Consider the following 25359-nt stretch of genomic DNA (forward strand, 5'->3'; position numbering starts at 1 on the left):
TATAATCGGACTTTTTTGTCATCCTTCCTGTTCATTTTTGTGCCAAAGTTTAAAATCATGAAAATGAACAAATACTTATTTTTTCTTTTGTTGACACCCTTTTTCAGTTTCTCCCAAACCTCATTAACGGGGAATGTAAAAGACGGAGCCGGTCCGGTTGTATACGCCAATGTCGTGTTACAGGATAATAACGAAAAACTGATAACAGGCGCTATTACCGATGAAAAAGGGAATTTTGAGATCACTGCGGATAATGGTGTTTATGTATTGCTCATATCTTTTATGGGCTATACGGATTATAAAAAAGAAATAATGCTGAACGGGGATATCTCAATCGGGGAAATCCGGTTGCAGGAAAACGTCGGTCAGTTGGACGAAGTGGTTATAACAGGCCAAAGACCGCTCATAGAACAAAAGCCCGATCGTTTGGTATACAATGTGGAAAACAGTATTTCTTCAGTCGGCGGCAGCGCAATGAACGTCTTGTCCACCGCTCCCGGGCTGATGGTTGCAAACAATTCGATAACGATACTCGGGAGAGGGACACCCCGGGTAATGGTAAACGGACGAATGCTGGAACTGACCGGGGAAGAACTGATAAGTTTCCTGAGCAGCCTGTCTGCCGATGATATTAAAAATATAGAAATTATAACCACTCCCCCCGCCCGGTATGATGCCGAAGGTAGCGGCGGGCTTATCAATATCAACCTTCGGAAAGGGGTTGCCGATTCCTGGAAGAACACCCTTACCACAGCTTATGACCAAAATACCTACAGTATTTTTTCAATACGGAACAATTTTTACTACAATAAGGACAAACTTCGGTTTTCTGCCGGTATTGGTGGTCAAACCGGAGATTTCAGGGTAAAGCAAAAAATAAATACCTTCTACCCGGATGGCCCGTGGAAGCTAAACGATGATTCAAGGAATCAAAGGGACAACATATCCGGGCGTATTACCCTGGATTACGATATCTCCGATAATATCAGTGTTGGGGGCCAATATATGGGAGATTATAGTATTCCCGATATGGACAGGGCCACAATCATAAAGATCCATAGCCCTTCCGGAACTTTGGATTCTTTGCTCATCAACACGGGGTATAACGACAGAAATACAAAGAGCAATGCATATAACGCACACCTGATAGCAAAGCTGGATACTTTGGGGAGAAAGATTTCTTTCGATTTCGATTATTTCAGTTACAATGCAAAAAGGGATAATCGTTTTCTGGCCGGAACTTTTACGCCCGAGATGGAATTTTTAAATGTTAATATGTCTGCCAGAAATACATCGGATATGGCTATTGATAACTTTAGCTATAAAATGAATATGGAACATCCGCTCAGTTTTTTAAACCTGTCTTACGGCGTAAAATTCAGTTTTATTGATACCGCGGCGGATGTGAAATTTTTTAATACCGAAACAGGGGATGAAATATTAGACCCCGATCAATCTAATGTATTTGATTATAAAGAAAACACCCAGGCTGTTTATGTAAACGGGGTTAAGAACTGGGGCGATACGTGGAGTGTGCAACTGGGGCTCAGGCTGGAAAACACACAAACCGAAGGAGTTTCAGAAACTTTGGGGCAATCCAATAAAAATGATTACTTAAAATTGTTTCCCTCTTTTTATGTTTCCTATCAAAAAAATGAGAACCATACGTATTCCCTGAATTATGGAAAACGGATAAACCGACCGGGATTTTGGCTACTCAACCCTTTCCGTTCGTATATAAGCAGTAACAGTTATGCTGAAGGCAATCCTTTTTTAAAACCCTCTTTTAGTGATAATTTTGAATTTACACATATGTATAAAGACAAATTGAGGACTAATCTGTTTCTAAATATCTCCACAGACGGGTTTGGAAGTGTTTTTACGGCCATCCCCGAAGAAAATATACAGATCATTACCCGCGAGAATTATTACAAACAATACCAGTTCGGGTGGTCCGAAAGCTATACCACCGATATTGCTTCGTTCTGGCAAAGCCGGAATGCGGTCAATGTAATAGCTTACAAAACGGATGTATACCCCATTCTCGACGCCAAGCCGGCCGATGGGGTACAGTTTTATTTTTCCACAAACAATACCATTTCCCTGGGAAAATCCACCAAATTACAACTGAATTATTGGTACCGTTCCCCTTTTAAGTATGGATTGTACGAAATCGGAAAGCCATTGTCCAGTTTAAACATTGCCATAAAACAAAATATACTGGATAAAAAATTGCAACTGGCATTGCTTTTTAATGATGTTTTCAACAGGTCTCAATTACGGGAATACAACTCCGTGGTAAACGGTATAAAACAGTCGTATTATGAAGATAACAGCAACCGTTTTTTCCGCTTTTCCTTGATCTATACTTTTGGAAATAATAATACCAATGTAAGGCAAAAAAATTTTGGAAACGAAGAAGAAAGAGGAAGGGCTGATTAAGCGGACAGCGCCTCATAACCAAACATTATTAAACCTGACTATTTTTCATCTTGAAAGAAAGTTGATTTTTGTACCCTCCTGACTTTTTTAAATAAGGTTCAAGATTTTGTTTTTGCCTTTTTGTTTAATTCTCCGGACAAGTAACATTTGCCTCCTGCATACCCGTTTACAACATCGGAACTATTTCTATTCTAAAAATAATTGAACTCCCTCATAGAGCACAAAACGCTTTTTTCCAGATGTAAAACATGAGTCCCATATCTATTACCACATATCTTTTTAAAGGTATATTCTTCATTTGTCCAAACAGTTTTTCCGCATCATCAAAGGTAAAAGTTATATCCCATTCCTCCCTACAATATTTTTGCGGGACTAATGTAATTTACCTTTCCCTGAAACAGTTTGTATCCATGTATACTGCCGCGAATTAAATTTTCATTTATCTTTGTCACTAAGATAATTAATCACAAAGACAAATAATGGCCGACGACAAGATCATTGCCTTAAGAAAACTGAGTCAGCAATATGCATATGTCTCCATTCAGATGCACGAAACCATTGCCCGAAAAGCCGGTTTCTCCGGTACCGATCATAAATATTTAGGTTTTTTTCTGCAAAAAGGAAAGTTGACAGCTGGCGAACTTGCAGATTTAACGGGACTAACAACAGGTGCGGTCACAGGTTTAATAGACAGGTTTGAGAAAAAAAACCTTGTGAAAAGGCAGTTGGATAAAAGTGATAAACGTAAGGTAATCATTGTACCCGACTCAAAAAAGATAATGGCCCTCCTGGAACCGTTTTACAAAGAATTTCAGATGGAAACCGAAAAGCTGATCGCGTCATTTTCAGGCGAAGATTTAAACACTATGGAAACCTACTTCCAAAAGGCCATAACATTAATGAACGAAACAAAACACAAATTTCACCAATAAGAAACTCTCCTCTAAAATTAAAAAAGATGAAACAAAGCGATAAAGATCACATTACAGGGGCTGCGAAAAATGTAGCTTCACAAAAGTTTTATCATGGTACAAAGGCGGATATGAAGCAGGGAGATCTGATAAAACCCGGATACCAGTCCAACTACGGTAAAAGGAAGAATGCAAAATACATTTACCTGACCGCCACCCTCGATGCCGCCATCTGGGGCGCCGAGCTCGCGCAGGGAGAAGAGCGCGAAAGAATTTATATCGTAGAGCCGACCGGGCCTATTGAAGACGACCCGAACCTGACAGACAAGAAATTTCCCGGCAATCCGACAAGATCATACCGCTCTTTGCATCCGTGTGTGATCGTTGGGGAGATTACGGATTGGCAGGGACATTCACCGGAACAACTCAATACCATGAAAGCACACCTTGAAAAACTGAAACAACAGGGCATTGAGGCTATTGAGGAGTAAGAAATTATTCGGTAATTCCATAGCCATTTTATAAAAGTTAAGCTAAATTTCTGCAACAGGCCTCCCCCTCCTGTTATTCGCTTCTTTGAAGCAATTGAATAACATCAAACAAAACACCTGCCGATCCTTTAAAAGTTGCGGAACCCCTGGGTTCATTATCCACGGAATACCACTCGTAAAAACCATTGTTTTCAATCACTCTGGCGATCATCGGGCGGAGTTGCTCTCGGGCTTCTTTTTCATAACCGTTTTCAAGCAATATCTTAATCATTCTTCCGCCAAACCAGGTCCAGTCTCCCCCGTTCTGATAGCCATAAGGAGACATCCCGGGGTTTTTAAAGTAACCTTCCGGGTAAGGCGGGTATAACGTTAACCCAATACTTGCCGCCCCGGATTTTTTAACGTTACTTATCATTTTTTGCAGAGCGATTTTTATCTCTTCTTTGGAAAGTAACCCCGCCTCTATGGCCACGGCGGTACCCCCGTGATAATAAATCCCGTTTTCATCAAAATCCGGCGGAAAAGGAGAATCATCGGGATAGAGATGCGGAATAAATTTATGGCGGGAATCATCCCATAAATGTTTCATACTGTTTTCGGCTATGCTGTTTCTTACCGGCTTCCACTTTTGTCGTAACGAAGGGGCTATCTCCATCAAGTTATCCAGGGCAATAAGAAACATGGCGTTATCATAAATATCAATAGCATAATGCGTGTCTTCCGTTATGTACACCCCCCATTCGTGTTCCGGCTGAACATCACCCCAGTCTGCCGTAGTGGCCCCGTATATCAGTCCGTATTTTTCATTGAACCTCTTTTCCAGCAAAAACCGCATGGCCATTTCCATACGCGATTCAATGCTCTTCTCTCCTATCTTTTCCTGTAAAAAATGAGTGTCTCCCGTAGATTTTATATACTTGTATACAGCCTGTACCAGTGAAGTCTCCTGGTCGGTCTCTACCGTATTTTTATGTCCCGCGTAGTTTTCTTCCAGGTCCGTATACACATACTCGTATCCTCCTTCCGAAGTTTTGGCTTTTTGTTTGGGGATAAACCCGTCTACAATATTACCGTCGTTTCCCTGCAACCGGAAAAACACGCTCAGATTTTCTTTAAGCAATTCCTTCTTGTGGACATGCACCGCAAGATTGATAAAAGTATTATAATCACGTATCCAGACCTCCTGGTATCCGGCACCGGCATTAAAGCCATCTTTTATCACCTCAAGGGCCATCCGTTTTACAGTAGTCAGGGAAGAATCCTCTTTTATAACCGCTGTTTCGGGTAACCCGGTTTTATTTTTAGTATGCTCCTTTCCGGAACGGCCACAGGCCAAACATAAAATAACAAGAAATGCCGCACCGGCAGTTTTCGGTTTAATATTCATAATTAAAGTTCATATGTTCAAACATATTGCAAGATATAAAAAATAGTGATTCGTTCTTCTACGAAAAACAGCGATACTGAACTCGTTTAAACTTTTTCGGTTGAAGCGAAAAAGTTTAAACGAGTTCAATATATAGTCTAATTCTCCGTGTATCCCCGGCCAAATTTATGGGGTTTTAAGTAGCTGCAATAACACTACACGATTTTAACCGCTAACCTGATCTTAAAAACAGGGAGCCAAATAAACTATTTTTTATATCTTGTACGCAATCCTGCGGGCCGCTTCGGCTTCTCCTGTTGAATTTATTCCGAAAGGGATCTCTCTGCGGAAGATGACCAGGAGCCGATAGGTATCAGGAAAAATCAGTTTGATTTCTCCTGTCAAATTATGCAAAAAGTGATTTTTGCCATGTACTAAAAAACGAACATTAACCTAAAATGCAATATCTATTCAAAATGAAGATGAAAACAAAAAAAGGGCTAAGGCAGTTTGCCTTATTATCACTTGCTGTTATCGCTTTTTCCTGTAAAACCGATACAAAGAAAAAAGCATCTCCGGAAGTAGTTACCGACGAAAAGGTAGCACAGGAAAACCAACCCCAAGATTCCGAATGGATCTATCTTTTTGACGGTACCACTACCGAAGGCTGGCGGGGATATAACATGGACTCCCTGCCCCCGGGCTGGACCATAGAAGACAGCACCCTCACTTTTGATACCGAACTCGGCATGGAACAGGATTACAAAGGCGGAAAAGATATCCTTTACGGTGCCGAAGAATTTGATAATTTTGAGCTTTACCTGGAATGGAAGCTTCCCGAAGGAGGAAACAGCGGTATTTTTTACCATGTAAAGGAAGGATATGACGGGCCGCCTGTAGTATCACCGGAATATCAACTTATTGACGATGAAAATTATGCCAGTATCCACGACCTTACCGCATACAACACCAGCCTGGGCTATACCGAAAAACCGGAAGAACTGAAGCCCTTGCAGCAGACCGGGGCCGATTATGCCATGCACCCCCCTACTGCTGATAAGATACTGCACCCGGTCGGGGAATGGAACAGTTCCAGGATTGTGTTTACCCCGGAAAAGGTAGAACACTGGCTGAACGGGAAACTGGTCCTATCCTTTGTTCCCTGGGATGAAGCGTGGTACGAAAAGAAAAACTCCGATAAATGGAAGAACAGTCCGGATTACGGAAAGTTCAAAACCGGGTATATTGCCCTCCAGGACCATTCCAGTCCTATCTGGTTCCGGAACATAAAGATTAAAAAATTATAACCTGCCATACCAATTATGAACAAACGCGAATTTTTAAAAACAACCGGAGCCGGGGCCCTGGGAGTTATGCTGGCTCCTTCTTTATTACATGCTGCCATGAACGGGAACCGTTTACGAACCGCTCATATCGGGGTGGGAAATATGGGAAATGAAGACCTGAAGGCCATTTCCTCTCACCCGGCGGTAGATGTAGTAGCCCTGTGCGATGTAGATGCCATCAACCTGTCCCAGGCACACAAGCTCCATCCTAAAGCCCGTGTGTTTTTCGATTACCGGGCTATGCTGGAGGAAATGGGAGACGAAATCGATGCGGTAATCGTATCCACACCCGATCATACACACGCTCCGGCGTCCATGCTGGCCATGCAGATGAGCAAACCCGTCTACTGCCAGAAACCACTCACCCACTACGTATCGGAATCCCGGGCCATGAAAAAACTGGCCTCTGAAAAAGGACTGGTGACCCAGATGGGCATCCAGGTACATTCCTTTTACGATTACAAATTGGCTACGCTTCTGATTCAATCCGGCATTATAGGAAAAGTACACACCGTACATGCCTGGTCCCCGAAAAACTGGGGATATGATGGTGCTCTCCCGGAAGGTGAAGACCCTGTCCCCTCGCAATTGGACTGGAACCTCTGGTTAGGAACCTCGCCCATGAGGCCCTATAAAGAAGGAGTTTACCACCCCGGGAACTGGAGAAAGCTTATGGATTACGGCTGTGGCACCCTGGGCGATATGGGCGTACACATTTTTGATACCCCTTACAACGCCCTGCAACTGGATGTGCCGGGAACAATAATGACCGAATGCAGGCCTTCCAACGGGTTCGGTTACCCGGAACACAATACGGTGACCTATGAGTTTCCGGCTACCAAATATACCGCAAAATCCCTGAAATGGATATGGTATGACGGTGAAGGCGCCCCGGCAATGCACGAAGACCTCGTACTGCCCGGCATGGAAGCCAAAAAGGACAAAAAGAAACAGGATAAAGAAGCCGGAGTTAAGGATAAAATGTCGCTTGATGCAAAGGTAGCGGGCGAAAACGAGTTGCCGGAACAGGGAGCCATGTTTGTCGGGGAAAAAGGCCGCTTGTTATTGCCCCACTTTATGCAATTGCCCAGGAAGATCGTAAAGGGAAAGTATGTGGATATTTCCAAAGAAATCGCAAAGCTTTCCAAAGAACACCACCTGGGTGAACCCGTTAGGAATTACGAAACCGAGGGCCCGAAACACTATCACCAGTTTGTCGATGCCTGTTTGGGCAAAGGAGAATGCTCCGCGCCCTTCGATTATGCCGCGCGACTGACGGAAACCATTCTTTTAGGAACCATTGCAGGACGCTTCCCCGGTGAGACTTTACACTGGGATGCCGAAAATGCCAGGTTCAAAGAGGACAAAGCCAACAAATACCTGGCCGGGGATTACAGGCAGTTTTAAACTACAGTATGATTACAAACCGGAACCGTTTTAAATTCTTCCTCCTGAAACAGGCTACATGCAGCACCTTCATGTAAGCGGGATAAGGCAAAAAACAGGGCGGGTGAAGGGCTTTCACCCGCCCTATCGTTTATCTAAGCCTTATTTTTCTTCTGAAACGGGCAATGATCCCAGGTATTCGGTATGGCAAAGTGATAATTCCCTACTATGAAACAGAAAACGGGAAAGAAAAAATGAAAACCGCCCTGTCTTTTCAGACAGAGACGGTTTTCTACTAACTAACTCAGCTTTGTATTTTTTTTATTTCAGAACTCGTTTAAACTTTTTTGATTGAAGCGAAAAATAGCAATTTTCGTTCTACAGGCAGGCTTTTTTGAGCAACATAGCAGCGCTACGTTGCGAGAAAAAGACAATCTGTGGGGCAAAAAGGGCTTTTTGCAGCCAATTAAGGAAAGTTTAAATGAGTTCTCAGCCAAAAGTCCCGTTAATACCCTGAATTTTGCTTTAAATTCTTGTTTACCCTTAAACTGGTTTCATGAAAAGGCCAGAGATAATTAAAAGATTTAAAGGAACGGTCCTCTATTTTCAGGGACGTCTTTTTTCCGTCTGCCATTCTGGTATGCCCAAGGGCCGGCAGGGTTAAAACATCTTCGGCTATACGCCACCGGATAATATCGTTATACCGCTGTCCTTCACCGGCAAATTCCACCCTGCGCTCGTTCCGTATCAGGTCTATCCATTGCTGCTGATTGTAAGCATTGTAAACCGGTAAGGTAACATCGGCCTCTGTCATATCCAGTCCTGCCCTTTCCCTGACTTTATTGATACATTCCCTGGCAAGGTTATCCATATTGTTGGTCATGATCTTTGCTTCGGCATAAGTGAGCAGTACCTCCGCGTAACGCAGGAGGCCGTATTCCATATTTCCGTCCCGGAAGGCATCGGCTTCCGAAACAAATTTCCGGAACCAGTAACCGGATGTACTCGCCCGTTGATTTTCGTAAAACATGGGGTTATTGGGATTGTATACATCAATGGTTTCCCCGTAAAACTCATCCCCGGGCCCCATAATACTCGCCTCATAACGGGGATCACGGTTCAGCTTGGGGTCCAGTTCGTATTCTTCTTTGGTATGCAACGGACAATCTTCAATAGGGCGTCCCTGGAGGGTCCAGTACGAATCGACCAGCGATTTCAGCGGAACACAATACGATTGTCCGTTACCTGTACGGAAATGCGGACCGAGGTCCCGGAAAGAATATGTGGTACTTCCGCTATGGCTTTCCTCATCCAGGTGCACAATAAATTCATTGTTGTCCGAATCCGCTTCGTACTGAAACAGGTCCTTGTACACGGGGTGCAAACTGTATTTACCGCTTTCCATAATGTCCCTGGCCAGTTCCGCGGCAAGTTCATACCGTTCATCGTACAATGCATAACGCATTATCAACGCTTTAAAGGAATATTGATTGAACATATATTTGTTGGTGGTATACTCGTCCGGCGGCAGTTTTTCCGCTATTTCCAGAGCCATAGGAAACAGGGAATCCAGTATTTCCTTTTTGGGAGTCGCAGGCAAGGTAGCGTCTTCCAATTCCGCCGGTTCCAGGAGAAACGGTACATCTCCCCAATGGAAGGTAAGCCGGAAATAATGCCATATACGTAACCCTTTTAGTATATTTTCATAGCGTGTGCGAATGGATTCGTCTTCCACATAAGGTATATCTATATTATCGATATAGGTATTTAACCGGCCAATGTGTTTCATATAAATAGTGTAGTAATACTCAAACGCACGGGTGTTGCTGTTTATATTACCATTGGCAATACGCAGGTGATGGTCGTCTTCACTCCTGGCATAGGCGTTATCGGACCGTCCATCCATCATATAGAACAAGAGTCTTCGGTCCCCGTGATTGGTAAATACGTCGTAGTAACTGCTGTAAGCTACTCTTCTCAGGTCATCTTCGTCTATAAAAAACTCCTGGAAAGTGGTTGCTGTGGGATCGGTCTTGTCCAGGAACGATTCGCACCCGGATAAAAAGACAGATATAAAAACACTGATTATGGCTATTCTTTTCATTTTCTGTATACTTAAACGGTTATAATATGGTAAATCTGAGACCTATACTGTATGTTGCCATCCTGGGATAACTTCCGTTGCCCCCGTCTCTTTCGGGGTCCAGGCCTTCCCATTTTGTTATGGTAAAAGCGTCCTGGGCATTGAGATATACCCGGAAGTTCTGAATATTCTTTCCTATTTTGGGAATGGTATATCCTAATTGCAGGGTTTTTACCCGGAAATAGGCCGCATTGCTCAGCCATACGTCACTGAGTACGGCATTGGAACTCGCGCCCGTCCAGACCCTCGGAAACCTGCTATCGGGATTATCCGGTGTCCACCGGTTGTTCATATAGTGTGTTCTCGGGGTCCCGAGGTTATTGTCCCCGCCATCCATTAATACGGGATAACCTTCCATACCGTTCAATCTCCCCAAGCGTTTGCCTACGCCCTGTCCCAGCATGCTGAGATCCCATCTCCGGTAACGGAGGTTCAGGGTCACGGAATAATTAAAATGCGGAAACGGGTCGCCGAGATTCACCTTGTCCAGGTCATTGATAATCCCGTCACCGTTCTGGTCCACATATTTGATATCCCCGGCAATGGTGTTCGGCAGTTTTGCTTCCGTAGCGTCCACGTCTTCCTGGTTTTGAAAGTACCCGTTACTCTCATAACCATAGTAATTATCTATAGCAATACCGGGATACCATATTTTGTCCGGATCCTCCTTAAAAATAAGACTGTCCGATTTGGAATACCCGGCTTTTAATACCTTGTTCTTATTGTCAAAAAGCATGGCTCCCACGCTATACGAAAAATCACCTATGCGGTCGTTCCACCTGGCAGAAACTTCCCATCCCTTGTTCTCTACCTCTCCTATATTTACCGCGGCTTCCAGTGAACTGGAACCTGTGAGGGGCGGGACGGTAACCCGGGAATAGATCAGGTCATAGGAATGTTTCTTGTACACTTCCGCCGTAATGTTCAACCGGTTGTTTAACACGGTGAGATCAAGGCCGATATTTCCCTGTTTCTGCTTTTCCCAGGTAAAATTCGGATTTGGCACTCTCATGGTCCATCCCCATTCGTTAACGACTTCCTGCCACAGATAGGGATCTACGTTTTCGTTACCTATAAGCCCGTAAGACAACCTTAACTTGAGGTTATTCACTATTCCCTTATCTCTCCACCCGGCCAGAAATTTTTCGTTGTGAACGTTCCATGCCAATGCCCCCGAAGGAAAGAATCCCCAGCGGTGGCCCGGGGCAAATTTGCTGCTCCCGTCCGTACGGCCTGTCATTTCAAGAATATAGCGATTGTCGAAGGAATAGTTTAATTTACCGAAAAAAGAAGCTTTACTGACTTCCCGGTAATCCGTATAATTATACGTCATGATCTCAGAACCTGCGATGAAATATACTTTGTCCCTGTTCTTCCGGAGGTCCTTTTCGTAATTAAGGTTTGCCCGTGCCGTTATCTGGCTGACACTCACCCCTTGTTCGGCATTAACACTATTTGCCCAGGTTGCGGCCGGTTTACCGTCGCCGTCAAAAAACTTGAAGGTCGATCGTTTTTCTTTCCAGGCCGATTTATTGATCATGTATGATACATTGCCGTTGAGCGACAGGTTTTCGGTTATAAAGTAGGTAGGCCTCAGGTTTATGGTACTCCTGTCGTACATATTATTTCTCATACCTCCATGGGCGATAGAGGCTACGGGATTCAGATTATTGTGTAATATATAATGTTCGGGCAGGTCGGAATCGTAGAAAATATCCTGGGTAGGGTTCATTTTCCAGGCATCCCGGTACAAACCGTGCCCGTCATTATTGGCCATCAACCGGTCTACCTGCAACCTGTGGGCATAAAAATCGGCCATCAATACAAATTTATCGGCGATATTAATGTTGGTGTTGAAGCGGGCGCTGAATTTTTCACTTCCTTCACTGTTGTTCATTCCTTTGTCGGTAATATATCCCAGCATAAGATTAAAGGTCCCCACTCCCCCTCCTCCGGATATACTTGCGGAGGTATTATGCGAAAATGCCCTGCGCTCCATCACTTCATCCAGCCAGTCGGTCCCGGTGTATTCTCCCCGATCGGCAAGCCCGATCTGTTCTTCGGTAAAAAGCGGTGTTTGTCCCTGCATGCCCCTGGCTTCGTTATTCAGCCGCATATAATCTGCAGAACCGACGAAATCAGGAAGATCAATAGGATCGCTTATGGCTGTCCAGGTGTGTACGTCTACTTTAAACTGGTCTGTCACTCCCCGTTTCGTTTCTATGATAATAACCCCGTTTGCCCCGCGGGAACCATATAGCGAAGCGGAAGCGGCATCTTTCAGTACGCTTATGCTCTTTACCTGGTTCGGGTCTATATCGGTAAGGGATTGTTCCATTCCATCTACAATAACCAACGGGGTATCATTCTGAAGTGTACTGATCCCCCGAATGGAAATATTGCCCGGCACCGACCCCGGTAAATTACTGGATTGCTGCATGGTAACGCCGGGAAGTGTTCCGCTGAAGGCCTCTTCGAGTTTAAAAATGGGACGGTACACCGCCCGGTCCATGTTCATTTCGGCAACAGATGAGGCAACGTGTTCTTTTTTTATGGTGTTATAGCCTGTTACGACCACTTCATCCAGCTTCGTGTTTTCTTCCTGTAGTATTATATCAATCTCGGTCCGGTTTCCTGTAGGTACTTCTTTATTCTGAAATCCTACCATACTGAAAATGAGGGTAGATTCTTCCCGGACAGAAAGCTGGTAATACCCGTTCTCATCGGTATTGGTCCCGATATTGGTACCCTTGACCAATACGGTAACTCCGAAAAGCGGTATCCCGTTTTCGTCTGTTACGATGCCATGTACGGGGTCCTGCTGGTATCCCCAGTTATCGGGTACTTTCTTTTTACGATTGGCGGTGATGACTATTTGTTCTTTAACGACTTTATAGGCCATATCGGTATTTTCAAAAAGCGCTTTCAATACTTCCCCGAGCTGTTTATCTTCTGCCACTACAGACAGGAGTCTTTGCGCATCTATATCCTCGAGATTATAAAAGAACTTATACGCTGTTTGTGCTTCTATGGCCTCGAAGACTTTTTCCAGGGGTTGGTTTTCCACATGGAGGTTTACTTTCACCTTTTGTCCATAAGAGGTAAATGCCTGGAGCTGAAAAAGGGAAAAAACCATAAGCAGAACAGTAATCTTCATTTTCAGGTCAAATTTTGGGGGATAAAAACGGATACTACGTATCCCTAAAAGATTTTTCATACTTTTATGTTTTGGTGGTGGTACATTACAATCACTAAAAGTCCGAACGGGGAATGTGACGGCATTTCCCGTTCTTTTTTATACTTTAAAGCGATATTTTAATAATCCGGTAAGTTTACGGGGTCATTTTACTTCAGGCCGGGTGGTCCGGGAGAAACTGTTTTCATAATGATCTGTTTTTATTATCTGGTGGTTTTTATACTGCCGCAAGAACATCTGCCGATGGTTTTACAGCTATGCAAATGCTGCTTTTGCGGTGAATTATCCGGCATCTTTAGGCCTGTCTATAATAATAATGTTATTGTGTATGCGATAGCTGAACAAGCGGCTTTCGGTAAAAGTCTGTAGTACCTGTTCTATGGTTTCATTATCAAATGTGGCTTTATACCTGCCCTCATTCAATTCCGTATAATTGTTCCGGATGGTGACATTATATTTCCTCTCCAGTATTTTCAATACGTCTCTAAAGGTTTTGTCATAAAAAATGGCCTTGCCGTCCATCCATGCGGTATAATCGTCAACATTTACCTCCTGTGCGGATAATTGCCCGGTATCGTACTCCAGGGTCCCCATTTCCCCGGGGGACAAAACTACGGGGTTTGAAGGCGTGTCCGGGGTTAGGTTTCCGTAAAGCGCTACCCCGCCTTTTTTTAATACGACAAAGGCATTTTTATCCTCCTGGTATGCGGTAACATTAAACTCCGTTCCGGTAACTTTAACATCCATTTTACCGGTATGGACCAGAAAGGGAGCCTTACGATTTTCAGCAACCCGGAAATAGGCTTCCCCGTCCAGGAAAACATCCCTGGATTTCTCTTCGAATCTCACCGGAAAACGAAGCGAGGTTCCCGCATTCATATGTACTGTGGTACCATCGGAAAGTTTCAGTTTAAAAGTCTTGCCATAAGGTACCCTTAGCACATTAAAATGAGTTTCCGCCATATCGTTATCCGCTTTGTAATAAAGCGTATCCCCTCTCTGGGTTATAACGGCTTTGTTCCCTTTTCTTTTTATCGGATGATCTTTGCCCGGGATAATGGTTTGTATATTACCGTCTTCCAGTTGCAGGGTGATTTTCTCATCCGGGATTACCAACTGTTCTTTACCCGGAGACCAATGGATGTATACCACATAGCTACATACCAGGAACAGAAGAAAAGCCGCAGCGTAACGCGGTAAAGAACGGAAAGAAAACACCCGGGATTTTTCTTCCTTTCGTACCCTGGCATTTATCTTTTTATAGGAAGTCTCCGCATCGAACCTGTGCAAAGAACTCGAAATAAGGTGACGGAGCTGTACTTCCTTTTTCAGAAATTCCCGGCCTCCCGGGCTCTCCACCCATTCCATAAGTTCTTTTTCCTCTCCGGGTAACAGTTGGCCTTCGAGAAATTTTTCTATAAGGTGATCCGGTCTGTCTTTCATAAAAAATACTGCTGTTGTTTTGGGAATTCCATAAATCCTGTAAGTGCCTCTGCCCTGTCCCGACTCACATTTTTGTGGTTTTCTATATAGTGTTACGCAGATTTCACAAAAATCCCCTACGTCATTTTCATTTTTTTTTGGAAAAGTTTTGTCCTATTTATAATTTACGACCTGCTAAACTGAAGAAACACTAAATAATTATGGAGTATTTTCGGGAGAACGAAATAAAATTCATTGCGGGAATACGATCCGGTAATGAAGCCGCCTATCGATCCGTTTACCTCCATTTTTATGAGCGGTTGTGTATTTATGTGCTCAACTTCACGCCCAACAGGGAAATCGCGGAAGATGTGGTCCAGGAAGTATTTCTGAAGTTGTGGAATAACCGGAAAGGACTGAAACCCGGGGGGTCCCTGGGCGGGTACCTCTACACGCTTACCCATAATGAATATATAAACATTTACCGCAAAAATGTAAAGCAGAACAGGGAACTGGAACTCTTGCGTCTTCAAAGCCTTTCCGAACTGCTCCAGGACAACGACGATGTATTCCAGGAAAAACTGGAACAGGTAAAGAAAATTATAGACGAATTACCTCCCCGCTGCCGGGAGATCTTTATCCTTAACAAACAACACGGACTCCGCCACAAGGAAATAGCCGCGCAACTCCATATTTCGGTAAAAACCGTCGAAAACCAGGTGGCCAAGGCCATGTCCCTGCTTCGCAAAAAAATAGCTGCGGATACCCCGGTGTTATTATTTTTGATTAAAAAAATTTATAAGGGCGGTTAATCAGGCAAGTTCGCCGAAGGATCATTCTATCGGAATTCAATACGGGAATTGCCTATATTTGTATATTAACCACCACAATATCAAAGCTTATGATCCTGTTTCTACAACCTGCCACCCCGAATGGCAAATTCGGTATACTTATTTTTATCGTACTGATGATCCTGGGATGCGTATTTTACTTTCTTCCTGCCATCATTGCCATATTAAGCGGAAAAAAAATGCTATAGCCATAGGCGCGTTGAATTTTTTTCTGGGATGGACATTACTGGGTTGGGTTGTTTCATTGGTATGGAGCCTTACCAGTGAGTCAAAAAATCAACGGGTTATTATTAGCCAGCGATCTCCGGGCAAAAACGACGATCTTGACAAATTAAGTCAACTACCTCGGGGCATCCCGATACCTATCGGGACGCGAGGCATGAGGCAGAAACCATAGATTACTTTTCGACGCAAGCGTCGGAGCATTTAAATCTCACTTCGTGAGTAAATTAAAAAAACTCCTGGATGAAAATGCCATAACCAGGGATGAGTTTGAATCGGAAAAACGTAAAATCCCGGGAAATTGAGGTTAATTCCGGTATATACCGACGTATGAATTACTCTATAGGGCTTACATACTTCAGATATTTTTAACAGGCCCCGGTTTTACTACTAAGTCGAAGACTCGTCGTCATCCCTGTTCTTCCATCTTTAATAATATCCTGAAAAAAGGCAACCATATTCAGGCATGCCCACCTGTAACTTGAAACTTGTAACCTGTAACCATTAAACGTTACAATTATAGTTTTTTTAATGTGTTTGCCCTGTCATCTAATCCCCCACACTCCTAAACTCCTTAATAGCCTTATTCGGTTCTATGATGTTATACCCTTCCCAGAAATCAGGATCGTATTCGGATAGGTATTGCGGTACGACATCGGGTTCTTCCGTATAACTATCATATTCCGTGGCATCGATGGTATTGTTTTCAAAAACGATCATCTCCGATTTATCGGTGTTCCGTATTATAAAATGCACATCACTGGCAAGTTCGTTTTGTTTCCGTCGCCCTTTAACGTGTTTGTTCTTTTCAATGATCTTCACAGGTCTTTTAAAACCGACTTTCTGCCCGGTTTCTTCCCCGATGTATTTAAGCGCATACGTATTTCTTCCGTCCTTCCCGTAGATAATTGTTCCCTTATGCAGGTGCTTACTCAGGGAGACTCCGAAAAGTTTGAAATTACGAAGCGGGCCCACATTTTCATAGTCCGCCCTGATTACGGCAAAATCCTCGGCATTTACATACAAGGTCCCTGAATAATCGGCATTTCGTTTCGGTTTGAAGGAAATTTTATAAACGACATAATCGTGAAGTGTGGTTATGTTCTCCAGCTTAAATTCGTATTTACGGCTTTTATGAATAAAATCCAGGTCTGATTTTTCAAAAATAAAATTACGGCTTTGCAGCCCGGTAAGTAATCGCTTTTCGTATTGAAGAAACCGCTTCTTACGTTCTTCTTCCTTCTTTTCCTGTTCTTCGATAAGCTGCTCCGCCTCCTTTGTCTTATCGTCTCCGAACATGGAAGAATCTATTTCAGTCTTAGTGCCAATTATCCCCGATTTTATCTTAAAATACGAGTCGCGCTTCACCCGTGACCGGATAATATGCTGCAACCGCTCTGTAAGGGCCTTTACGGACATTTCATTGTTTTTGTCATATAAATGCGAGGCTTTGACGATATGTAACTTGGAGCCGGAATTTTCGGGGGCCATATTCCCGTAAAATTCCCCGAGGATCTCGGAATGGATAGAATTGTAATCCGGTATAGCGTGCATTAAACTATCTACGAAAGACTGATTAAATTCGGGGATCGTACTTTTTCGTAAAGTGGTCTCTTTCTTATCTATATACGTATAATCCGATTTCCTGAAGAACAGTTTTTGTTTCAGCAGGTCAAAATCGTAATTCTTTTCCAGGCTGTCTTTCACATGTTCCATGATCTCCTCTGCCGTATAGTTTTTATTCAGAAGGACTACTTCGTCCAATTCGAGCGCTTTAGGTGACAGCACGATCAACGAGTCTTTAAAACCGACCAGCGGGAAAACCTTTTCTCCATATCCCAGACAACTGATATACAAGGAATCTCCAGCCATTGCCCCATTTTTAAGATGAAGTGTGAAATCACCGGATTCCGAACTTATTACGCCCATCTCATTATTGATGGAAACAGTAGCGAACGGTACCGGTTTTTGACTTGTACTATCTATAATTTTCGCAGTGACGGATTGTTGGGCAATAGCATAGGAAAAACCGCATAAAAAAAGAATGAACGACAGGTTAAAATATCTCATAGGGATGTTTTGATCTGAAATTAAGGTATTTCACCAGAAGTCACATCCATTTTAATAATTTATTGAGAAGATTTTATAAGTAATTAACATCAGGCCCCGGATGAATATTCTTTATGTGCCGGCTTGCCTGTCATCCTGAGAAATTTCTCCGGCATTCAACTCATCTGAACGTTTCCCAGCCATATAACTTCAATTTGGGGAGGCATCGGCGTCTTTTGTTTCCTGATTAATGTGCAGTCCGTGTACCAAAACTAATTGAATACAAAGGAATATAGTTATATTTGCAATAGAGTTGCATTATAAATTAAAGTGGAACGAAAAATTGCCGGCATATTCCTATCAGCCAAAATAAACAGTTTGTTATGAAAATAGTACGGATTGCTTTTCTGTTATTGTTGTGGACTTCCGATAGTGCTATACACGCACAAAACGATTTTATATTTGGGAAAAATATTTCCCCCGCCAGCAGACTGGACACATTGCTGAAAATTACGGATACCAAAAATGAAACTACACTCCCCCTAAGTGTCATCAAAGGAAGAAACGAGGGCCCGGTATTTACCATAGTTGGCGGAATACACGGCTATGAATACCCGCCAATTATTGCTTTACAGGAAATACTGGCAGAACTGAACCCGGATGAACTCAACGGAACGCTCGTTATCATCCCCATAGCCAACACACCGGCCTTTTACGGCAGGACTGTTTTTTTAAATCCACAGGATGCAAAAAACCTGAACCGCGTGTTTCCCGGGGATAAAAACGGGACTATAACGGAGCAAATAGCAAATTATATTTCCGAAAAGGTCATTACCGGTTCGGATGTATTCCTGGATATTCACGGGGGCGACGCCAGTGAAGACCTTCTGCCTTTTGTGTGTTATTATGATAAAAAGGATGCTCCCGAACAAAATCAACTGGCCAGGACACTTACCCAGGCGGCTGGTTTTACATATAATGTCGTGTATCCGTATAATATCGGTCCGGAAGAACCGGCACAATACGCATTCAAACATGCCACACAACAGGAAGTTACCGCTTTGAGCATTGAAGCGGGAAAACTGGGAACGGTTCAGGAAGATGCCGTACAACTGATTAAAACCGGGGTTTATAATATGCTCGATGAAATGAAAATGTACGGACACCCCGGTGATCACAAGCCCAAAAAACAGGTGTGGATAACAGGACAGGATTATATTAAAAGTCCGGCAAAAGGTATTTTTTACAGTGATCTCCGAAGTGGTGACCGTATATCCGGGGGACAATTACTGGGATATATTACGGATGAATTCGGTAATAAACTAACCGAAATTACATCTCCGGAAAATGGTATTATCCTTTATAAAATAGGGACACCTCCGGTGAATACCGGGGAAACATTGTTTTGTATCGGGAGTATGTAATTTTTTGGTAAACCGGTATCCCCTTCCCCGGTTCTGACCAACGAGACATTTAAAAAACAGTTTTAAGCTAAATCCCTGAGGTACCACAAGATCATTCCATTTTTAAAACCGCTTTTACCGGCAGATGATCGGAAGCATAACTTTCCCGGATCACTTGATGTTTTTCAACGGTAAAGTCATTTTCTCCTTTATACATAATGTAGTCGATTGTTCTCCTCGGATTATTGGCAGGAGAAGTGTAAGAACAAGCATTTATGCAGGAACGGACGAAATGCTGATCGAGATAAGTAATGGTTTTACTTTCCGGGGCTACATTAAAATCGCCGGTAAGAATAACAGGCAAAGCAGGTTCTTCAAAATACAGCGCCAGGTGCTCGGCCTGGTCCATATTATTATCAGCATCAGTATAATCGAGATGGGTATTGGCAAAACAGAATTTACGGTTATTATCAAAAGTCACCGTTGCTACGGAAAGCACCCTCGGCTCTGTTCCTGCCGCTGACGGCAGGCTTATCGTTAAGGTATCGGATAAGGGATATTTGGAAAGAATAGCCGTACCATATGCCCCTCCCTTATAATCTATAGCTTTGGAAAAATAGAAATAATCCATTCCGGATAATTCCGCAAGTTCCCTGGCCATATGTAATGCTGTTCCGGAACGTTCGGTATACACATCTACCTCCTGCAAACCTACAATATCCGCATTACTCTTTTTTATGACCTCTGCGATAGCGGCAACGTCAATATAATCAGGACGTGAAGGCGGATTGGAATGGTGAATATTATAACTTAATATGGTTACGGAAGCTTCTCCTGTGCTATCTTTCCGGAATATTTCCATATTTTCACTACTGGCGGAGTGCCCCGATTCTTTACAGGAATAAAAACCGGAAAAGGCTATAAAAGCTATGTATAACGTAATTATTATGCGCATTGCTGTGTTTTAAAAATTGAACTTTTGCTCTCTTACTACGAAATACACCCGATCCTCCGGCGGTTATCGGGCTTTATAACATTTTCCGTTAACCGCCTTCCGGATACAGGTATATATTTGATCCGTACGTTACCAGCCCGGATTTTGTGCCAGGTCAGGATTGCGTTCCAATTGAGGTAATGGTATGGGCCACAGGTAATGTTTTCCCGGATCGAACGTCCTTCCCGTATGGGCAAGGATAAAGCCGTCTTCATCCGTTCGTAAATTTCCCGCTGCTTCCGGATCGGCCAACCAGTGAATATTGGTCCCTTTTACATCTTCTCCGAGAAACGCTCCTTGTTCCCATCGTTTTATATCAAAATATCTTTGTCCTTCCAGGGCGAGTTCCACTCTTCTCTCCCGTCTTATTTCCTCTCTTATATTCAGGCCGTTGGCTTCCAGTTCGGCCAGGTTCATGGGGATCATCCCTACGCGTTCCCGCAATAAATTGATCGTCTTGTTCACATCGTCCTGTGTGAGGGTTCCCTGCTCCAGCCTGGCTTCGGCATAGGTTAACAGCACCTCGGCGTAGCGTAGCAGGTGGAAATCATTATCGTCCCTGTTATAAGTAGGTACCGCACCCAAATCGACATATTTGGTGAAATAATACCCGGTGAGGGTTACGGCTCCCCGGCGGTCCGATTGGAATTTCGGGACTTCAAATATCCCGGGATCATCATTTTCTTCGCGGCCATCATAACGCCCACCCCACTCCGATCCGGGTTGTAAGATAGTTTGTATCATCCTGGGATCGCGATCTTCAAAAATGTCTTCGTAGGTGTTTATCTCATACAAGGGTGACTTATCTATGGGAAGACCGTCTGCCATAAGATATGTGTCTATCAGAGATTTCGTAGGGTTCCATCGTATTACCTGGTCGGGTACCTGGATCTCCCGGCTTAAATTATGCATAGAAACGTCTTCCAGGTTTAAACGGGCTATAATGGTTTCCTTATTATTCCCGTTCGCCAGTTTGCCGGCGTCAGTAAACAGGTCGTAATAATTTTTTGACGGGTCGCCACTGGTGAACAATTCGTATACGCCCAGGTCCATTACATCTTTTGCCGCTTTTTCGGCGACTTCAAACCTGTTGTTGTAAAGGGCTACCCGGGCTTTAAGGGCCAGGGCAGCTCCTTTACTCATCCGTCCGAGATTTTCTCCTGTCGGGACCTCCGAAGGAAGAAACCGGGCCGCGTCTTCCAGATCTTCCAGTAGAAAATCTATAACTTCTTCTTTCGGGGTTCTGGGTATCATCAATTCATCCAGCCCAAGAGTGGTGGTCACCAGGGGCACATCTCCCCAGAACGCGGTAAGATAACTATACATCAGTGCCCTTATCACCCGTACTTCTGCTGCCAGGCGTTCGGCTACCAGGGAATCTATGTCCGCTTTTTTGTAGTTTTCCAGAAAAGCGTTGGCCTGGCGCACTCCTTTGTATTGGGTGGTCCACTCCGTATTCAGGGTAGTCTGGTCCGGACCGTAATTTCCGCTGCCTATTTGCTGATATTGCGTAGTGGAAGGCCAGAGGGTATTGTCTCCCATGTTCTCCATATCCACGGTATTTTTGGCCTTGACATTGGAATAGAGTGCATTTGCAGCCAATGTCAGCTGCTCTTCATTTTCCCAAAAGTTATTATTGGTAAGCTGGTCCTGCGGATCGCGATCAAGAAAATCCCCGTCACAGGCAAACAGCATTAAGCATAAACTGCTAAGGTATATTATTCGTTTCATGTCCATATTTTTTAAAATTATCTGAAGGTTACATTCAGGCCGAAGACAAAAGTTTTCAGTTGCGGATAAAATTGTCCGTTAGTCACAGGGTCTTCGATATCATGAACCGGCGATTCGGGGTCATATCCTTTGAAATAATCGGTAATGGTGAACAGGTTGTCCGCAGAGAAATATATCCTCAGTTTGGTGGCCCTTAATTTTTCGGTAACGGAAGCGGGAAGTGTATATCCCAGTTGAATATTTTTCAGCCGGATGTAAGATGCATCTTCCAGCCAGTATGTGGACAGTCGCTGGTTATAGGACTGTTGATAGGTTAGCCTCGGGTAACCCGCACCTGTATTTTCCGGGGTCCAGCGGTCCAGGTGTATGTCCTGTGGCATAGCACTTTCGGTTATAAAAGCATGTCTTGCCGGCCCGGTAAGCAATCCGTCGGCCTTACCTACGCCCTGGAGAAAAAAGCTGAAATCGAATCCGCGGAACGCTGCTGCTCCCCTGAACCCGAAAGTATAGCGGGGAATATGGCTCCCTATAACCTTCCGGTCGTTTACCAGGTCTACTTCCCCGTCCCCGTTAAGGTCTTTATAAATAAGATCCCCGGGTTGTACGGGATCTCCGTCTATATAGGGAAAATTCGGAATATAGGTCCCGTCTGCCTCGTTATAGGTAAAGTCCGATTCCTGGGCAATACGATCGGCTACAAGGCCGTAAAAAGCATCCAGGGGCTCCCCTATCATACGTATCCTGTCGCCTAATGTGGGTTCTGTACCTCCCAGGTCCACTACTTTATTCCGTACATCGGAGAAATTGAAATTCAGGTTATAGCTAAAATCTTTAACCTGGTCCTGCCACCCCAGTTGAAGTTCCCAACCTTTGTTTTCCACGGAACCTGCATTCTGATACGGATAATCCGGTCCCCCGAAAATATCAGGGATGGGGAGTCTTAATAAAATATTATCCGTTTTATTGATGTAATAGTCAAAATTCAGGAGTAACCGGTTTTTAAGAAACCCGAGGTCCAATCCTATATCGGTTTTTTTGGAGGTCTCCCAGGTCAGCATCTGGTTTCCTACAATAGTCTGGCGATAACCTATGGAAAGTTCGTTTCCGATAGGCATAGTGGTTATGGGCCCAAGGATATCCAGATAGGCCAGGTCGGCTATGCGATCGTTTCCCTGTGTACCGTAAGAAGCACGTATTTTACCGTAATTCAAAGGTCCCAGGTTCTCCAGAAAGGATTCTTTGGTAAATACCCAGCCCAGTGATGCCGCGGAAAAAAGCTCCCATCGTACACTATCTGAAAAACGTGAAGAACCATCGTACCGGAAATCAATTTCCGCAAGGTATTTATCTTTAAAGGCATAATTTGCCCGCCCGAAAACAGATTGAAGGGCATTTTCTTCGTGAGACCCGCTGTTCAACTGGTTTTCTGTCCCCAGGTTGATATGCCCCGTGGAAGATGAAGCCAGGTTTGTCCGGGAAGCTCCCAGATCGTCATTAATGGTCTCTTCCTGCGAAGCCCCGACGAGAAGTTTTACATGATGGGTATCCGAAAAATTCTTTTCGTATTCGGCCGTTCCGATAAAGGTCTGGTAAATTCCTTTGTAACTGCTGGTGGTTATTTTGTTGGGATAGCCGGTCTGCCACAACAGGTCCCCGGTTTCCGGGCTGTAATAATTGATGGTTCTCTCGAAAACATTTTTCCGCGAGTTATATTTTACGAGTCCGTAACGGGCCGTGACTTTAAAGCCGTCGAATACATTCAGAACCGCTTGTATGTTTCCTGTGAACTCTTCTGATGAAAAATCGTTGGTACCGGCATCACTGGCTACCGCAACAGGATTGCTCGACCCTCCGATATAGCCCCATCCTCCAGCAGAGTTCCTTACCGGAACCAAAGGTATGATGGTAAGTGCCTGGTATAAAGGTCCCATGTCTTGTGAAGAACCGGAAAAATTCCTGTCGACATAACCGAGATTCGCCGTGACATCCAGGTGGTCAAAAAGTGTGGTATTGATCTTTACCCGGGTATTATTCCGTTCGGAATTGTAGTTATCCCCTGTTATCAATCCGCCTTCTTTCAGGTATCCGTACGACAGGTAGTAATTCAGGTTCTCGTTACCGCCATTAATGGCGAGGTTATGATTCTCCTGAGGCGCATAATCTTTATACACTTCTTTGATCCAATTGGTATTGGCATAGTTATCCGGATCTGTTCCTTCCCTTGCTATCCTTATTTCATCTTCGGTATATGTAGGATTTCGCCCCACATTCACCTGCGATTCATTTAAAAGCTCCATATACTCGGGGGAGCCGAGGCGATCGGGCAAAGCCGTCGGATTTTGAAAGCCGTAATAAAAATCATAGGACAGGCTCGGTTTACCCATACTCCCTTTTTTGGTTGTTACCAGGATAACTCCGTTTGCACCTCTAACCCCGTAAATGGAAGAAGAGGCGGCATCTTTTAATACGGAAACGCTCTCTATATCTTTGGGATTGAGAATGTTCAGATTTCCTCCAGGTACTCCGTCTATCACCACCAGCGGATTGGCATCGCCCCAGGTGCCGACTCCTCTTATACGGATGTTCCCTGCATTGTTACCGGGAGCCCCGGAAGCGCCTGTTATCGTAACCCCCGGCAGGAGCCCCTGCAAACCGGAATTAAGGTTGGTTATCGGGCGGTTATCAAGGTCTTCCCCGCTTACCTGGCTTACCGCCCCGGTAAGATTTGCCTTTTTCTGTGTACCGTAACCTACCACCAGGACTTCATCGAGTACATTCCGGTCTTCTCTTAAAACGATTTCCAGGTTACTGCTTTCCGAAACTTCCACTTCATAAGGGGCAAAGCCCATGTAAGATACCTGGAGTATTGCCCCGGGGCCGGAAACATCTATGGAAAAATTACCGTCGAAATCCGTAGAAACACCATTATTTGTCCCTTTTTCCACTACGGTTGCCCCGGCAAGTGGCAAATTCTGATCATCTCTTACCGTTCCGCCTACCCGTATGGATTGCTGTTTTACAGGTTTATTTTCTTTGGGAACAACATAAGCCGTGTTTTCGACGAAATTAAAGGTTATGTTTAGCTGGGAAGAGATTTGTTCCAGGCAGGTTTCGAGATTCTGCTTTCCCTCCCGGATATTAACCCGGGTGTTTTCATCTATGGTTTCATTGTAAGCAAAAGTAATAGGGGTCTGCCCTTCTATCTGGTTGAAAATCCCTGCTAAATTTGCTTTTTTCAGGGTTACTTCATAATTCCCGGGATCAATGTTTTGTCTGGCTGCTAATGGAAGTGACAGGAATACGGCTGTCAGGCACATTAAAAACCTTTGGATATCAAAAATCTTCATATATTAGTTTTTTAGTGATTACTTTTAAGGGGAGTGGATTTATTGCCGGCAAGCGATTA

Annotated in this window: 18 protein-coding genes; 10 read left to right on the top strand and 8 right to left on the bottom strand. The window is 44.0% G+C overall.

The window, feature by feature from the left end; genetic code table 11:
- Positions 1–63: 63 nt before the first annotated feature.
- The 3 genes from ACVBDY_RS21675 to arr all read left to right on the top strand — a co-directional run bounded on the left by ACVBDY_RS21675 (position 64) and on the right by arr (position 3844).
- Complete coding sequence (locus ACVBDY_RS21675) at positions 64–2442, top strand: TonB-dependent receptor (RefSeq protein ID WP_447177568.1); 2379 nt, start codon at positions 64–66, stop codon at positions 2440–2442.
- 479 nt (positions 2443–2921) lie between these two features.
- Positions 2922–3374 carry a MarR family winged helix-turn-helix transcriptional regulator gene (locus ACVBDY_RS21680; RefSeq protein WP_447177569.1) on the top strand — a complete coding sequence of 151 codons (453 nt, stop codon included), beginning with the start codon at positions 2922–2924 and terminating at the stop codon, positions 3372–3374.
- A gap of 26 nt (positions 3375–3400) precedes the next feature.
- Positions 3401–3844 carry an NAD(+)--rifampin ADP-ribosyltransferase gene (gene arr, locus ACVBDY_RS21685; protein WP_447177570.1) on the top strand — a complete coding sequence of 148 codons (444 nt, stop codon included), beginning with the start codon at positions 3401–3403 and terminating at the stop codon, positions 3842–3844.
- Positions 3845–3917: 73 nt separating this feature from the next.
- On the opposite strand, the gene ACVBDY_RS21690 is transcribed toward arr, so the two are convergent.
- Entirely contained in the window at positions 3918–5231 is a 1314-nt protein-coding gene (locus tag ACVBDY_RS21690; RefSeq protein WP_447177571.1) for a GH36-type glycosyl hydrolase domain-containing protein, read from the bottom strand.
- A gap of 461 nt (positions 5232–5692) precedes the next feature.
- On the opposite strand from ACVBDY_RS21690, the gene ACVBDY_RS21695 reads away from it, so the two are divergent.
- Together ACVBDY_RS21695 and ACVBDY_RS21700 are read left to right on the top strand one after the other, a co-directional pair.
- The gene (locus tag ACVBDY_RS21695; RefSeq protein ID WP_447177572.1) at positions 5693–6517 is read left to right on the top strand and encodes a 3-keto-disaccharide hydrolase; all 825 of its coding nucleotides are present in this window, start codon (positions 5693–5695) and stop codon (positions 6515–6517) included.
- Between the two features lie 15 nt (positions 6518–6532).
- Positions 6533–7963 carry a Gfo/Idh/MocA family protein gene (locus ACVBDY_RS21700; RefSeq protein WP_447177573.1) on the top strand — a complete coding sequence of 477 codons (1431 nt, stop codon included), beginning with the start codon at positions 6533–6535 and terminating at the stop codon, positions 7961–7963.
- Positions 7964–8447: 484 nt separating this feature from the next.
- On the opposite strand, the gene ACVBDY_RS21705 is transcribed toward ACVBDY_RS21700, so the two are convergent.
- The 3 genes from ACVBDY_RS21705 to ACVBDY_RS21715 form a co-directional block, all read right to left on the bottom strand.
- Positions 8448–10046, bottom strand: coding sequence for a RagB/SusD family nutrient uptake outer membrane protein (locus tag ACVBDY_RS21705; protein WP_447177574.1), 1599 nt, complete (start codon positions 10044–10046; stop codon positions 8448–8450).
- A gap of 19 nt (positions 10047–10065) precedes the next feature.
- Positions 10066–13302: a TonB-dependent receptor gene (locus ACVBDY_RS21710; protein WP_447177575.1), complete on the bottom strand. Its 3237-nt coding sequence runs from the start codon at positions 13300–13302 to the stop codon at positions 10066–10068.
- Between the two features lie 261 nt (positions 13303–13563).
- Positions 13564–14724, bottom strand: a complete 1161-nt coding sequence (locus ACVBDY_RS21715; RefSeq protein ID WP_447177576.1) for a FecR family protein — start codon at positions 14722–14724, stop codon at positions 13564–13566.
- A 200-nt stretch (positions 14725–14924) separates the two neighbouring features.
- On the opposite strand from ACVBDY_RS21715, the gene ACVBDY_RS21720 reads away from it, so the two are divergent.
- From ACVBDY_RS21720 to ACVBDY_RS21735, 4 genes are all read left to right on the top strand, one after another.
- Positions 14925–15515 (top strand): RNA polymerase sigma factor, encoded by a 591-nt coding sequence (locus tag ACVBDY_RS21720; protein ID WP_447177577.1) that lies wholly within the window; start codon positions 14925–14927, stop codon positions 15513–15515.
- An 89-nt stretch (positions 15516–15604) separates the two neighbouring features.
- On the top strand, positions 15605–15742 hold the full coding sequence (locus ACVBDY_RS21725; protein WP_447177631.1) for a hypothetical protein: 138 nt from the start codon (positions 15605–15607) through the stop codon (positions 15740–15742).
- Positions 15682–15951 carry a superinfection immunity protein gene (locus ACVBDY_RS21730; protein ID WP_447177578.1) on the top strand — a complete coding sequence of 90 codons (270 nt, stop codon included), beginning with the start codon at positions 15682–15684 and terminating at the stop codon, positions 15949–15951. Before ACVBDY_RS21725 ends, ACVBDY_RS21730 begins: the two co-directional genes overlap by 61 nt.
- 43 nt (positions 15952–15994) lie before the next feature.
- Entirely contained in the window at positions 15995–16081 is an 87-nt protein-coding gene (locus ACVBDY_RS21735) for an SHOCT domain-containing protein (RefSeq protein ID WP_447177628.1), read from the top strand.
- Positions 16082–16325: 244 nt separating this feature from the next.
- Here the strand turns inward: ACVBDY_RS21735 and ACVBDY_RS21740 are convergent, their stop codons facing one another.
- Positions 16326–17846, bottom strand: coding sequence for a peptidase associated/transthyretin-like domain-containing protein (locus ACVBDY_RS21740; protein ID WP_447177579.1), 1521 nt, complete (start codon positions 17844–17846; stop codon positions 16326–16328).
- A gap of 362 nt (positions 17847–18208) precedes the next feature.
- Here ACVBDY_RS21740 and ACVBDY_RS21745 point away from each other — a divergent pair, with 362 nt between their 5' ends.
- Positions 18209–19249: a succinylglutamate desuccinylase/aspartoacylase family protein gene (locus ACVBDY_RS21745; protein ID WP_447177580.1), complete on the top strand. Its 1041-nt coding sequence runs from the start codon at positions 18209–18211 to the stop codon at positions 19247–19249.
- 91 nt (positions 19250–19340) lie between these two features.
- On the opposite strand, the gene ACVBDY_RS21750 is transcribed toward ACVBDY_RS21745, so the two are convergent.
- The 3 genes from ACVBDY_RS21750 to ACVBDY_RS21760 all read right to left on the bottom strand — a co-directional run bounded on the left by ACVBDY_RS21750 (position 19341) and on the right by ACVBDY_RS21760 (position 25300).
- Entirely contained in the window at positions 19341–20183 is an 843-nt protein-coding gene (locus tag ACVBDY_RS21750; RefSeq protein WP_447177581.1) for an endonuclease/exonuclease/phosphatase family protein, read from the bottom strand.
- 129 nt (positions 20184–20312) lie between these two features.
- Positions 20313–21953, bottom strand: a complete 1641-nt coding sequence (locus tag ACVBDY_RS21755) for a RagB/SusD family nutrient uptake outer membrane protein (RefSeq protein WP_447177582.1) — start codon at positions 21951–21953, stop codon at positions 20313–20315.
- A 17-nt stretch (positions 21954–21970) separates the two neighbouring features.
- Complete coding sequence (locus ACVBDY_RS21760) at positions 21971–25300, bottom strand: SusC/RagA family TonB-linked outer membrane protein (protein ID WP_447177583.1); 3330 nt, start codon at positions 25298–25300, stop codon at positions 21971–21973.
- Positions 25301–25359 lie beyond the last annotated feature (59 nt).

It is taken from the genome of Sinomicrobium halophytocola, assembly GCF_052983395.1.

Excerpts from the sequence above, each read along its gene's own strand:
- ACVBDY_RS21690 (WP_447177571.1), bottom strand. The coding sequence starts at position 5,231 with ATGAATATTAAACCGAAAACTGCCGGTGCGGCATTTCTTGTTATTTTA.
- ACVBDY_RS21750 (WP_447177581.1), bottom strand. The coding sequence starts at position 20,183 with ATGCGCATAATAATTACGTTATACATAGCTTTTATAGCCTTTTCCGGT.
- ACVBDY_RS21700 (WP_447177573.1), top strand. The coding sequence starts at position 6,533 with ATGAACAAACGCGAATTTTTAAAAACAACCGGAGCCGGGGCCCTGGGA.
- ACVBDY_RS21755 (WP_447177582.1), bottom strand. The coding sequence starts at position 21,953 with ATGAAACGAATAATATACCTTAGCAGTTTATGCTTAATGCTGTTTGCC.
- ACVBDY_RS21720 (WP_447177577.1), top strand. The coding sequence starts at position 14,925 with ATGGAGTATTTTCGGGAGAACGAAATAAAATTCATTGCGGGAATACGA.
- ACVBDY_RS21740 (WP_447177579.1), bottom strand. The coding sequence starts at position 17,846 with ATGAGATATTTTAACCTGTCGTTCATTCTTTTTTTATGCGGTTTTTCC.
- ACVBDY_RS21705 (WP_447177574.1), bottom strand. The coding sequence starts at position 10,046 with ATGAAAAGAATAGCCATAATCAGTGTTTTTATATCTGTCTTTTTATCC.
- ACVBDY_RS21730 (WP_447177578.1), top strand. The coding sequence starts at position 15,682 with ATGCGTATTTTACTTTCTTCCTGCCATCATTGCCATATTAAGCGGAAA.
- ACVBDY_RS21695 (WP_447177572.1), top strand. The coding sequence starts at position 5,693 with ATGAAAACAAAAAAAGGGCTAAGGCAGTTTGCCTTATTATCACTTGCT.
- ACVBDY_RS21715 (WP_447177576.1), bottom strand. The coding sequence starts at position 14,724 with ATGAAAGACAGACCGGATCACCTTATAGAAAAATTTCTCGAAGGCCAA.
- arr (WP_447177570.1), top strand. The coding sequence starts at position 3,401 with ATGAAACAAAGCGATAAAGATCACATTACAGGGGCTGCGAAAAATGTA.
- ACVBDY_RS21710 (WP_447177575.1), bottom strand. The coding sequence starts at position 13,302 with ATGAAAAATCTTTTAGGGATACGTAGTATCCGTTTTTATCCCCCAAAA.
- ACVBDY_RS21760 (WP_447177583.1), bottom strand. The coding sequence starts at position 25,300 with ATGAAGATTTTTGATATCCAAAGGTTTTTAATGTGCCTGACAGCCGTA.
- ACVBDY_RS21725 (WP_447177631.1), top strand. The coding sequence starts at position 15,605 with ATGATCCTGTTTCTACAACCTGCCACCCCGAATGGCAAATTCGGTATA.
- ACVBDY_RS21680 (WP_447177569.1), top strand. The coding sequence starts at position 2,922 with ATGGCCGACGACAAGATCATTGCCTTAAGAAAACTGAGTCAGCAATAT.
- ACVBDY_RS21745 (WP_447177580.1), top strand. The coding sequence starts at position 18,209 with ATGAAAATAGTACGGATTGCTTTTCTGTTATTGTTGTGGACTTCCGAT.
- ACVBDY_RS21675 (WP_447177568.1), top strand. The coding sequence starts at position 64 with ATGAACAAATACTTATTTTTTCTTTTGTTGACACCCTTTTTCAGTTTC.